The sequence below is a fragment of the Armatimonadota bacterium genome, assembly GCA_013314775.1.
Classification (GTDB): Bacteria; Armatimonadota; Zipacnadia; order Zipacnadales; family JABUFB01; genus JABUFB01.
The window spans coordinates 1-12,678 of sequence record JABUFB010000007.1; the positions used below are offsets into that span (position 1 = coordinate 1).

Here is a 12,678-nt window from a genome sequence, read left to right on the forward strand (position 1 = left end):
GCGGAACTGGGCTATCACAGCCTACTTGAACGGTACGAGGCGCTTGCCGCTGCGTGAACCGCCCGGTGCGGACCCGCATGCCGGGTGGTGTGGGAGGCGGGGTCGGCAACGACCCCGCCTACCCGATTTCCCATGCTTCGGTCCCTGGCCGGCAACACTGGAACGCTGGCGCCGCGAGGGTCTTGGGCCGGATGAGGACTGGATGCAGGTCTGCGGGTTCGACGGCGACATGCGCCACCGGCACCCGGTGAACGGGTTCATGTGCCCGGGCATCGAAGCGCGGGTGCTGGAGGACGAGGGCGAGACGGAGATCGTGATCGATCATTTCGGAGTCCGCCAGCGCCGGCGCAAGGACGGCGGCTCCATGCCCGAGTTCCTGGGGTTTCTCGTGGAGACCCGAGAGGACTGGGAGCGCGAGAAGTTCCGTTTCGACCCCTCCGCCGAAGGGCGCCTGCCACCTGCCGACCAGTGGGCAGCATACTGCGCCGCCAACGCCGTACGCACTGAGCCGTGCTACGCGGGCGACCTGCCCATCGGGTTCTTCGGGGGCCCGAGGCAGATCATGGGCTACGAGGGCTTTGCGTATGCTCTCTACGATGATCCGGCGCTGTTGGAAGACATCCTGGACACGATGTGCGATTCGTGGGTGGAGTTCTTCCCACGTGTCCTTCGCGAGGCGCCCGTGGATGTGTTTTTCATCTGGGAGGATATGTGCTTCAAGACGGGCCCGCTCATCAGCCCAGACCAATTCCGGCGCTTCCTGCTCCCGCGCTACAAGCGGTTCACGGCGGCCCTGCGAGATGCGGGTGTGGATATTATCATGGTGGACAGCGACGGGGATGTGCGATTGCTGCTGGACCTGTGGATCGAGGGCGGCGTCACGTGCTTATTCCCGTGGGAGACCCAGATGGGCCTGGATATCACCGAAGTCCGGCGCAGGTATCCTAAGCTGCAGATGATCGGCGGCATTGACAAGAGCAAGCTGGCTCACGGCCGGGACGCCATCGACAGGGAGCTGTCGAAGCTGCCCTTCATGCTGGAGCACGGCCGTTACCTGCCGGCGGTGGATCATTTCGTACCGCCCGATGTCTCGTGGGACAACTACCGTTACTTCTGCGAGCGATTGCGCGAGCTGATTCACCGCTACCCGCCCGGCCCCGTGGATGACTGATGCGACGCGGTCCGTACCAGCGCTCTCGCGTGACGGCCGGAATGGGTCGCCGAGGGACGTGCCCCCCTCGACTCACGGCCTCGCCCTGATCGCCAGCGCGATGTCCCGGCTGAAAGCGGGCGACGTCAGTTCAAATCGACCCTCGCCATGGTCCACAGTGCTCTCCTGGATCGTCTCGCCGCTCACCGGGCTCACCCAGCGCACCGTGTAGCTCCCAGGGGGCGCGTCCAGGCTGAGCTCGGCGCGCAACTCCCGGGCTTCATCCGCCGGGTCGTACAGGTAGACCGCGTACTGCCTGCCCGGGTCCGCCAGTCCCCACCCGCGCGCCTGACCGGCATTGATCTCCGCCCCGAGAGGCTTCATCCGGATGAAATCGAAGCTGCGGATGAAGTCCCCGAGGGCTCTCAGCTGCTTCCGCAGTTCGGGCCCTCCGCCCCCGGGCTGGCTGTCCGGGTACTTGAAGGTTCCGTCCTCATGCCCCACGGTGAAGGAGTAGTCCAGATTGTTGTACAGCCCGCCGCCTGCGAGAATGAACGCCCAGCCCTCCCGGCGGTAGTGCTCATCCGCGGTGCCCTTGAAGCCGGTTTCGTTGTCGCCGATCACGCGGTTGAGGCGGTAATTCATCCCCACCGTCACTGGCGGCCAGGCATAATGGAAGTTGAGGATCGACACCGCCGGGTGAGGGTCAGTCACCTGGGCCTTGCCATTGGCGATGTTCTGGGAAATGAGATGGCGGTTGGGTAGACTGTCCTCGGTCTGCGTGATGACGACCGCAATCCGCCGTTGCCAGTCATCGGGGACACCCCGTGTGTACGGCTCGTTCATGATCTCGAAGAAGATGTTGTCGAATCCATTCAACTCAGTGACGACCTTCCGGGTCATCGCTTCCTGGACTGCCTGCAGGCCGTCGCTCTCCGTGAGGGAGTACGCCTTCTGGCGAGACACCTTACCCACGCCGTTGACATTGTTCGCCGCGTTCATGGGGCTGATGTTCCACTGCCCATCTCCGTAGAAAGGACAGAACAGGTTGATCTCCACCACGATGCCCCGATCAGACGCCTGCTGCACGAAGTCGGTCAGGCGCGCGAAGTAGGCGTCGTCCCACCGCGTGAGGTCGAACTTGTTGCCGCCCCTGGCGTAGCCAGGCGTACTGCTCCGCGCCCAGGGGCAGATCAGCCTCCCGGCAGCCGGGGCAAGGGTGTTGCGGGCGATGCCGAAAGCGCCCTCGGGCTCCATGTATGCACCCACGAAAGTGCGGGTGTGGTTCATCCCGTCGCGCTTCAGCGTCTGCAGGTACTTCACGTAGTCGAAGTCGAGATTGAGCACCGCGCCGTAATGTTCAGCGCTGGTAATGAGCACTTCGGCTTTGCCGCGGAAAAGGAAGTAGTGGGGATTGTCCGGGTGCAGCCGCAATGGGGCTCCGCACGCGCAGAGCGTGAGGAGAATCAGCAGCCCAACACAGAAAGCAGTCATCATGCCGGTCTCCCTTCGGCGTGCCCGAGTTTCACCCGCGGGGCTATCCGACCCGCTTGCGCAGGATGATCTTCGGTGACTCGCGCACGGCATCGAACCGCGCACAGAGGGCGTCGGAGTACGGGCTTTCGGCCGCCGCCTCTCCGTTGATCCTCGCGACCACAAGCCGGTGCTTTGGCTGGAAATCGCGCTCCAGCAGATTCGCGAGCGGCGCCAGGCAATCCTGCATTGCCGGGCTGTCGGGGGGGATAGTGAAACTCAGGTCTGCCCCGTCTCGCTGAATAACAAGCGCTCTCCGGGAGCCCACATACACGATCCAGTTTCCGGGGACACGCCTTGGTAGACCGTGTTTGAGCGGTTCCAGAGCGGTTCCGCAGAGAGAGACGGGATCGCAAGCGTTGATCCACCAGACAGCATGGCGCGGGAGATCCCGCTGGAGCTTTCGCAGGGCGGCAGGGGTAGCGAATTGCGGTCCCGGAATGCCCTCGAAGAAACTGCCGCCCACGATCTCCCCGGAGAGCTCCATCAGCCGCAGGGCCCGAAACACCGCGGGCCAGCGGAACAGCGGCCCCTCATGCACCAGGAGCTCGCGGAAGACGACGCCGTAGCGCTCCAGCAGCAGGCGCGCCCGGTCTTTCGCGCGCTCTTCCTCTTCCAGTAACCCTTCGCCTCTGGGCGGATCGGGCAGGCGGAACCAGCTTCCGGCATACAGCGCGGCGCCGGCGGAACGAGGGCGGCGAGCGAAGCCGCGCCGTCCCCGTCTCGGCTGAGGCTCCGATACGCTCGCCGTCGTGTGCCGGAACCCGCAGGCGATGCCCCGGCGCAGACTGGCCACGGTGTCATTGGTAAGGAAGCCGCTCCACACCGCCGTCCAGAGAACATCAGCCAGGCGCTCGGGCCCAATATCCGTCCGCGTCTCCAGGGCGCGCAATGTATACCGGGCGTCCGGGTCCTGGAAGAGCTCGCGCAGTTCATCAGGCATTCTTCGTGCGGTGTGTGCGCGTGTCAATTCCAGGTCATCTGCGAGACAGAAAGCCACCTTCTGTCGGGCTCCCCCGATCCACAGCAGTTGTCCCTCGTTCATCAACCCGTCCAGCAGAGCCGGGCGGTAGTCCCGGACACGCGCGGGGAGGATGGCCTCCTCCCAGAGCTCGGCTCGAGCCTCAAACCCGCTCAACTGCTCCAGCGTCGCCCAGACCTCATCTGCGCCCTCGCCTGGTGTGCACAGACCCTGGTTGAGGGCCAGGAACAGTGCAAGATCCTCCGCGGGAAGAGGCTCGAAAGCGGGAACTGCCTCGGCCCGGGCCATGCGCAGCAGCGTCTCGAAGTTCGCGCTGTCGCAGATGTCATTGGCGGGGCCATTACGTACCAGCAGTCCGTCGATGACAGCCTCCGAGTCGATGAGGTCCTCGACGCATTCGGCCACCCGCTCCGGGTCCAGGCCCAGGGTTCTGCCGATGAGGTCGGGGTTCACCGGACCGAAGAAGCCCAACCACTCGCCGAGCACGGCCAGCAGTCGTTCGTCATCGGGGCCGGGGTGCTGGGTGATCGCGGGCGCGGGACCATCCCCCGCAATCGGCCGCGCAGCGACACCGGGTCCCCAGATAGGCAGGACGCGGCGCAGATCCTCCACGGCCGCCACGAGTTCCGTCTCGGAGCCGGGCGGTCGCAGCCACACCAGCTTGCCCTTGGCGTCGTTGAGCAGCGCATTCGGGTCCGCGCCCAGGTCTCGCTTCACCGCCGCCAGCAAATCTGCCCACTCGCTCTCCGGGATCAGGACGCGCTCCTTGGCCCAGTCCACGATGTCGCGCGCGGTCTGGGGAGCGTACCCGGGCGCGAGGCGCTTGCGCTTGCTCTCGAACCTCGCCACGAGTTCGGGCGTGATCGTGGGTCGCAGCGAGGGCGAGAAGACTACTTCGCGCAACAGGTCGCTGCGAAGTTGGGATTGGGTGCGTCCCGTGGGGGTGTCATCGGCGTACATGTACTGGTTGGTCTGGCGCCAGCTCAGTACGCCGGCGAAGGGACTCAGGTGCTCGGTGCGAACCTCGGCCCAGGTAGTGACGCCACTCTCCAGCTCCTCAAGCCGTTCCTGCAGCCCCTCCATGTCGAACTCGTCCTGCAGGCAAGTTCGCCAGGCTTCGAGCAGGATCGGGAAATCCTCGTAGTCCAGCACCGCTTCGAGGAGTGCTTTCGCACGCAGGCGCGTAACCCACAGCGGCATACGCTGGTTCATCTTGTGGCGGGTGATGAGCAATGCGCGCCCGGCACATTCCCGGAAGCGCGCTCCAAAGAACCCCGAGCCCTCCACGGACTTGCGGAGCAGTTCGTTCAGCCGCGCGCGGGTTACGAGAGACAGGACCTCGGCGCTGTCCACATCCTCGGTCGTCACGATGTCCACCACGTCATTGGACGGGTACACCTCAGGCCTCACGCCGAACCGTTCCTTCCAAGCCTGCGCGAGGGCCATGGCGAAGGGTCTGTTGATCGTCCCACCCCAGAAGTTGTGGATGCAGATCTGACTGCCCGGCACATTTCCCGGGCCGGCCGCGATGTGTTCGACCACAATCTGGTGGCGGTGCGGCAGAACACCTGCGCAGAAGGTCTTCTGCAGCCGCAGGTAGGACAGCAGATCGTGGGCGGAATCCGCGTCCAGGCAGTGACGCTGCATCAATTCGCGCGCGAACTCCGGGTCGTCCAGGCGGTTCTCGGCACTCTCAAGGAACTCGGCGATCCGGGTGGTGAAGTGGGTGTCGCGGCCCCATTCCTCGCCCCTCCAGAAGGGGGCGTCTTCCGCGGAGCGCCCGGTCGGGGTCACGAACACGTCATTGTGGGTAATGCGCTCGATGCGCCAGGCTTGAGCGGCGAAGGCCATCGCCTGCCCTGGCGCTGCTTCCCACACGAACTCTTCATCCAGTTCCCCGATGAGCGCATTGGTGCGCTGGTCGCGCAGGTGAAGATAGCCGCGATCCGGGATAGTGCCGCCGGAGATGTACAGGTCCTGCAGCGCACCGGGACGGGCCGCAACGGTATTGTCGATGCGGTCCACCGACAGCCTCGCGGTGAGCCCTCGGATGCGAGTCTCCTCATACCGCCCCGACAGCATGTCCAGCACGAGATCGAACTGCCGGCGGGTGATGTTGTGGAAGGGGTAGCTGCGGCGTATCTCGGCGAACAATTCGTCAATGTCCCAGGTCTCCAGGCCGGTCATGGAGATGAGCACCTGGGCCAGCACGTCGAGAGGTCCCTGAACAGGCCGTATGGGCTCGATATCCTGGTCGAGAATACTGCGCGCAAGCACTGCCGCTTCCAGCAGGTCGTGGGAGTGAGTAGGGAAGAGGGTAGCTCGGCTGACTTCGCCCACCTGGTGCCCGGCTCTGCCCACGCGCTGGATTGCCGACGAAATTCTTGGGGGCGATTGCACCAGCACCACTTCGTCCAGGCTGCCGATGTCGATGCCCATTTCCAGCGAACTGGTGGCCACGATGGCCCTGAGTTCACCGGCCTTCAGACGCCGCTCCACTTCGGTGCGAATCTCCCGAGACAGTGAACCGTGGTGGGCGTAGGCCAGGAGTTCCTTCTGCCCGTCGTTCATCTTCCAGGTCATGTTCTCGGCAACGCGCCGGGAGTTGGCGAACACCAGGGTGGAGCGGTTCCGGCGGGCGATCTCGCGACACTCCTGGACTATCGGGGACCACACCGGGTCTTCTTCCACGTGCCCCGCGGCGCCCTTGAGCATCCGCACCCGCACGTCGTATTCCTTTTGCGATCGGCCGCGCAGGATGTGGACCGGACGTGGCTCGTAAGCGCCGCTCTCCAGCAGGCGGTACCCACCGACATATTGGGCGACAAGCTCCAGTGGCCGCACCGTGGCGGACAGGGCGATGCGTTGGAACTCGCCGCTCAGTCGCACAAGACGCTCCACGCCGCTGATGAGATGCACCCCGCGTTTGGAGTCCACGACGCCGTGGATCTCGTCGAGAATCACTGTGCGCAGGGAGCCCAGGATTGAGATGCCGCCGCGGGAACTCAGGAGCAGGTTGAGGCTCTCGGGGGTGGTGATGAGGATCTCCGGCGGGTGCCGGACCATGCGCCGCCGGTCCTCAGTGGGAGTGTCTCCGCTGCGGGTGAGCGCCCGTAGGCGCGGGAACTGCACCCCCTCACGCTTGAACAGACGGCGCAATTCGCCAAGTGGCTCTTCCAGGTTCCGCCGGATGTCATTGTTCAGCGCCTTCAATGGTGAGATGTACAGGACGCTGCACTGGCCCTCGGGGTAGTCGCCCGTGATGAGCTGGTTGAGTGCCCAGAGAAAGGCGGTCAGCGTCTTCCCGCTCCCGGTGGGCGCGGTGACGAGAACGTGCTCTCCAGAGGCAATCAAGGGCCACGCCTCGGTCTGCACATCGGTAGGCGTGCCGATGCGCTCCCGGAACCACCGGGCAATGAGGGGGTGGAACAGCGAGAGGCTTTCCGACGGGTCGTTCATGGTGCGAGCATGCGGGCCTTCACTGGTTACTCGTGGGCGATGAGCAGCCAGCCCTTGCCCGGTTCGAAGGGTATCGCATCCGTTGGTTGGAACTCCGCGGGGCCCTGGAAATGCTGGATGGCGGGAGCGGTCAGCTTCGCTTTCGCCGGGTCGAGGCCCAGCGCCTGCCAGTCAATCTGCAGCCGGACCTTTGGCATGTCCGCCGCTCTGGGCTCCTCCGTGCTCTGGCGGGTGGATGGCGTGCCAACCGAAAGCGTCAGCCTGCCGAACTGTTCCGGATCATGGAATGACCCTCCCACCGGCGCCCAGCAAGACAGAGACTTGCTCGGGGTCTGCTGATCGCGGCAGATGTTGATGCCGATGGTCGTGCCCTCCTCCGGGGCGTTCATCCCCAGCGAGCGCCAGGGGATGCCGGCCTCCGCCTCCCAGCCACCCTCGCCCGCAGATGCCGCGTACTGCCAATCGCCGTCCCAGTCGTCTCCGCCGAGGCCCTTTCCATCGTAGAACGTGCCCGCGCAGTTGCCCACCAGTTGGTAGTAGACCTGCCGGTCCGGGTCGGGCTGGATGAACAGCTCGATGGCGTCATCCTCCCACACACTGCCGTCGCGCTGCGTCACTTTGGCCAGCGGCCGGAAACCCTCAGGCAGGCTGCACCGGAAGGCCAGGTACAGGCGCTCGGAATCCCACGCGGCGTATGCTTCCGTCTGCAGCCGTGCGCGCTCGTCCTGATTGAGGATTGTGAACCCGGTCATGCGGGCCGCGCGGTCCCACTCTCCGGGGGAGAGACGCCCGTCCACTACAGGCGCGCTCGCAGCGGCCTGGGCAATGGCTCCCGGCCTCGGGCGCTCGGTGGGCCAGTGCGCCAGGGCGATGAGCGTCTGCCCTGGCTTGCGGTAGACGGTTGCGAGCACATCCGCGCGGTCTGTTCGCACCGGGCAATTGGACGACCAGTACCCGAGCCAGTCGGCGTCCTGGATGCCGAAGTCGTCCCAGAACCGCCACATGTGGGTGCAGGAAGGGTGCAACCTGCCGGTCATGCCATAGATCATGCCGCGATAAGGGTTGCCACCCGTTTGGTATTCGAGCATCTCGCTTGTCAGCCCGAAGGGGATGCCGCTGATCTCCACAAACCAGTAGTCCGGCGCGCGATTGTAGTCGTACATCTCTCCGAACCACAGGTTGCTGATGTAAGGGAAGTGCTCCATGTAGGAGTTTGCCGGGCTGGTGTGGCGGTCCATGAAATCATAGTTGTTGCCGCTGTGGAAGTTGATGCGGTAGTCGGGATTGGTGGCGTGCATCACCTTCGCAATGCGTTTCATAATTTCACGGTCGTAACCGATCCCGTCGAGGTACAGTCCGTCGATGCCCGTCTCCTGCATGAGCCAGCGCATGCCCTCGACGTAATAGTTGTGCCACCGGGACAGGCCCTGGGTGGCGATTGCGGCGTCGTGCTGGCCGTCCCAAAGGGGCTGCCGCCACCCGGGCACGTAGCCTGCGACCAGGTGCTCCTGAAGCCACGGATAGCCGCCTCCAGGAGTGCCGAACATGGTCTTCTCCACCGAGTAGATGAAAGCGGAGCGCGTCTGGAAGACCTCGTCGCCAAGGCTGCGCAGGGGCCACATTTCGGCCACGTAGTTGCTCAGTTCGCGCACCGTATAGTAGAGATTTACGCCGTTCTTTGCGCCTTCGATGATCCGGGATGAGAAGACGACCTGCTGTCCCGTGTCACTCGGCGACAGTTCAACCACTCCCTTGAACTGGCCGGGCTCATTGCCGGCGCTCACCTGCGGGCGTGTGGAGGCAGTGTCTGTGTTCTCGAAGGTGTCCAGCAGCAATGTATGCTCATCGGCGGCAAACTGCACCATCTGGCCTTCGGAGTATGGCGCGTCACTCACCTTGATGGCGTCCACGGCGAAGCCCGAACCCCGGAGGCGCAGAACCGCGCCGTCGAGGGGCGTCTGGAGCGTGCCCCTGTATGGCGCCGAACCTTTGAGCTTCCCATCCACGAACACGGCCAGCGTATCGCCCCAGGAAAGGGTCAGTGTATGCTGCTGGCCCTGCTCCCAGTCTGGCGAGTGGGTCCCGAAGAGCACCGGGTATCGGTTGAGCTCCGGCGCTCCCTGGCGGATGTAGGCCCGCATCCCGCGGTCATCCACGTTCCAGTAGAAGCCCACCTGGTCCTGGTTGGGCCAGTCAAGGCCGAACAGGCTCTGATTGAACCGGGCTTGTCGGGGCTCGCCCGAATGCGGGTCGAAGTTCAATGTGACCCGCAAGTGCAGGGACCCGCGGTCAGGATTGATGTTCCCCGGTGCGGGGTAGGTCAGGGAGCCTTCGTCGGTTCGTTTGACCGTGCTCTTCACTCGGTCAACCGTGTCCTTTAGACGCTGCCACTCGATGAACGGGTAGTTGATATACGGATTCTCGCGGGTGGCATGGTGAATGTGCAGGATGTTGCCGTCGCCGTTCACATCACCATAGCGCCAGTTCCAGTGCCGCTTGTCCAGGGGCTTGAAAGGTGTGATGAGCAGGCGGAAACGGAACTCAAGCTCGTCGCCGGATGCCAAAGTGCGCGCCCCGGTGTAAGCGCGCACCATCACGGTGTCGCCCTCTTCAGTAATATCGCACCCGCCCTTGCCGCCGTTGCTCCAAGATTCAGGCAAGCCGCTGTCCACAAGACTGATAACATCCCAGACATCCCGCGGGCCCTGCAGGTACAGCTGGACTCCCCCGTCGGCATCCCCGAGCCAGACCTGATTGTCCGCACGCTCGATGTCCCACTTCCAGCGGTGCGACTGCGGCCTGTACCCGCCGCGTCGCCCGAAGCCCATCATGTACCGGGCGACCTCGCGCTTCAGCGGGATCTCCAGGCGCACATCGGACAGGTCGATCTCCCGCTCTGCCTTCATCCGCACCCGGTACTGAATGCAGCCGTCGGCCTCCATCGCACAATCGACGGTTGTGGCGGTCTGCGGGGAAAGGACTCGGGTCACTCGCCGAACCATCCCCGGAGCCTTGCTCACGGTCCGGCTTTCCGATTTGCCGCCCGAGGCTGTTCCACCCGGGCTGTCGGCGACGAGACGGACGGGTGCGGCGAGGATGTCGCGCCCCTTGCTGATAATGCTTTCGGGCAGCCCGCTTGGCCCGAACCGGACTTCGCGCTGCAAGCAGCGGATGGTGTCGCCTTCAACCTCCAGCGGAGTGTACGGGGGGATCACTTCCTCATCCAGGCCAAGGCGGGAGTTGAGCCATTTGAGCCGCGACATCCGCCACAGCTCGTTCACGCCACCGTCCGCGAGCACCGGGCCGGCAACGTCAATCTGCACAGCGACATCGCAGGGCGGAGCGCCCTCGGGACGGATCGTGAAGGTGCCACGGTAGCTGCCGTCTGCGTCCTGCGGGATCTGGACGCCGAACCACAATGCACGCACTTGACCCTGGGCGACGGAGAAGTCCCGGCGCATCGGACGGCCCAGCCAATCGCGTCCGGACAGGTTGAAACACGTGATCTGGCTTCGGGAGATACGCTTGCCATCGGCGGTAGATAGAACCGGGAGCTCCACATCCAGGCCGGGAACTGCCTGTCGCGCCGCCCAGACACCCACCTGGAAGACGTAGTACTCGCCCGGCTGGGCAGTGCCCTGGAATGAAGTGGAAGGACCGCTCTCCGCCCACTTCAGCGGGATGTCTTCGAACATCCGGATGGGGTACTTCCGGTCTTCCGGGAAGAGCAGGTAGCGCTCGTTCGGGTGGGCCGCGAGCACCGCCTCGGTCTCGGCGCGAGTGGCAATGACCTCCATCGGGTCCATTCGGTGGAACTCGCCTCGCGCCTCAATGCGCAGGACCTCGGCACGGGGAAGCGACCGCCAGTCGCCTTTCTCCAGCGCCTGAGGCGACAGCCCGTTACGGGCAATCCAGTCGGCTTCGGCCGTCTCTTCCGGCTCGAAGTACGTGCCGGGGTCGTCGAAGTTCCCGGTACCCGGGTTGTACGGAAGGTAGTACACCGCGTATTCCCCGGGGACCGTTGCCGGCTGGAAAATCAGATCGCCGGACTCGCGCTCGACCCGGACGCAGACGCGGTTCAGCACGCGTTGGCCGGTTGTCAGGTCCACGATGCGGATGTCCTTACGCTCGGGGTTCTGGTCCCGTCGCCGCCACTGGATCTGGGCGCGGACAGCGTCGGCCTTCTCGTTCACCCGCAGGACCGCGCGGTGGTTGCCCTGTCCGCGCTCTTCCCACTGGCCCACACCGTAGGGCAGGCCAGCGGCGAGAGCGGCGCCGGCAAGGCCCGCAGCAAACAACACGCAGGCGAGAGCACCCCTGATGGTGAAGGTGAGCCCGGCGTTTTCCATGGCAGGCACCTCGTAACCGTCCGGGTTGTCGACGCGTCGCGTCCGGCGTCAGGCGCTACACTTCTACCGCCGTGGAGACCGAGTGCTCCAATACTTCATCAGCGGTGACTTCGCGGCCCAGCTTCTGTGACAGGTAGATCCCCTGGCTGATGAGCATCACGTTCAGCCCGATCCCGGCCGTGTCAATGAGCTCCACGGTGCCCTGGAGAGCGGCGACCCAGTGGTGCTGAGAGCTGTCGTAAGCACTGTAGTTCTCGGTCCAGCGATGCCAGCGGAAGTCGGTGCCGTCGATATCCACCGATGCGCTGTACTCCACGTCTCCGACGGTGGAGAAGAGGGTCAGGGGGCTGAGTTTCAGGCCGCCCTTCGCGCCCAGGATCTTGCTGGACTCCGAGTTGTCGTAATGCACCGCCCAGCTTTCCTCGATGGACAGAGAGATGCCTCCGGCGAGGCGCACGAACCCCAGGCCCATCTCCTCCACGTCATAGCCCGCTTCCTTCGCCTTGTGTTCGTACATGGGCACTTCCTGGTGGGTCGCTCCGCTTATGGTCTCCACCCGGGGATTGCCCAGCAGGTCGAGCACCTGGGCTATGTGGTAGACGCCCATGTCATACAGCGCCCCGCCGCCCGCCTGGGCTTTCTGCACGAAAGGCGCGGTGCCGTAGCCATCCACGAAAGGCCGGCCACGCCTGCGGAACCCGAAGGATCGCGCGTAATACAGCCTCCCGAGTGCGCCGTCGCAGATGAGTCTGCGGGCGGTCTTGTGTTCCTTGCTGTACAGCGTGGAAAGCTGGATGTGCAGCTTCTTGCCGGTGGTCTTGGCGGTGTCGTACATGTTCTTCGCGTCCACATACGCGCCCGCCATGGGCTTCTCGCAGTACACGTGCTTCCCCGCTTCCAACGCGGCGATGGTCACCGGGCTGTGCAGGTTGTTGTGCAGGCAGACATCCACCGCGTCGATCTCGTCCAGCGCCAGCAGATCACGGAAGTTCGTGAATACCTGGGGGATCCCGTGCTCGGCCGCGACCTTCTTCGCCTCGGCCTCGTTCACGTCCGCAACCGCGACGATCTTAGCGCCCGGAACCTTTGCGTAGCCGTTGATGTGGCTCTTGCCGATCATACCCACGCCGATGATGCCAATTCGAATGTCCTCAGCCATTGAACTGCCCCTCTTCTGTTGGTAATGAGTCACACGCTCATGACAG

5 protein-coding genes are annotated in these 12,678 nt (G+C 64.5%); 1 reads left to right on the top strand and 4 read right to left on the bottom strand.

From position 1 onward, the window contains the following. Positions 1-202: 202 nt before the first annotated feature. Positions 203-1,171: a hypothetical protein gene (locus HPY44_07100; protein ID NSW55759.1), complete on the top strand. Its 969-nt coding sequence runs from the start codon at positions 203-205 to the stop codon at positions 1,169-1,171. A gap of 72 nt (positions 1,172-1,243) precedes the next feature. Here HPY44_07100 and HPY44_07105 read toward each other — a convergent pair whose 3' ends face one another. Genes HPY44_07105 through HPY44_07120 form a run of 4 tightly spaced genes read right to left on the bottom strand, consistent with a single transcriptional unit; the run spans position 1,244 to position 12,632 of the window. Beyond that, a complete protein-coding gene (locus tag HPY44_07105) occupies positions 1,244-2,647 on the bottom strand; it encodes a cellulase family glycosylhydrolase (protein NSW55760.1) in 1,404 nt (467 codons plus the stop codon). Between the two features lie 40 nt (positions 2,648-2,687). Beyond that, positions 2,688-7,124 (bottom strand): DEAD/DEAH box helicase, encoded by a 4,437-nt coding sequence (locus HPY44_07110; protein ID NSW55761.1) that lies wholly within the window; start codon positions 7,122-7,124, stop codon positions 2,688-2,690. 26 nt (positions 7,125-7,150) lie between these two features. Beyond that, positions 7,151-11,473, bottom strand: a complete 4,323-nt coding sequence (locus HPY44_07115; GenBank protein NSW55762.1) for a carbohydrate-binding family 9-like protein — start codon at positions 11,471-11,473, stop codon at positions 7,151-7,153. A gap of 55 nt (positions 11,474-11,528) precedes the next feature. Further along, positions 11,529-12,632 (bottom strand): Gfo/Idh/MocA family oxidoreductase, encoded by a 1,104-nt coding sequence (locus HPY44_07120; GenBank protein ID NSW55763.1) that lies wholly within the window; start codon positions 12,630-12,632, stop codon positions 11,529-11,531. Positions 12,633-12,678 lie beyond the last annotated feature (46 nt).

Coding starts and splice junctions, on each gene's coding strand:
- HPY44_07115 (NSW55762.1), bottom strand. CDS start 11,473: ATGGAAAACGCCGGGCTCACCTTCACCATCAGGGGTGCTCTCGCCTGC.
- HPY44_07105 (NSW55760.1), bottom strand. CDS start 2,647: ATGATGACTGCTTTCTGTGTTGGGCTGCTGATTCTCCTCACGCTCTGC.
- HPY44_07100 (NSW55759.1), top strand. CDS start 203: ATGCAGGTCTGCGGGTTCGACGGCGACATGCGCCACCGGCACCCGGTG.
- HPY44_07110 (NSW55761.1), bottom strand. CDS start 7,124: ATGAACGACCCGTCGGAAAGCCTCTCGCTGTTCCACCCCCTCATTGCC.
- HPY44_07120 (NSW55763.1), bottom strand. CDS start 12,632: ATGGCTGAGGACATTCGAATTGGCATCATCGGCGTGGGTATGATCGGC.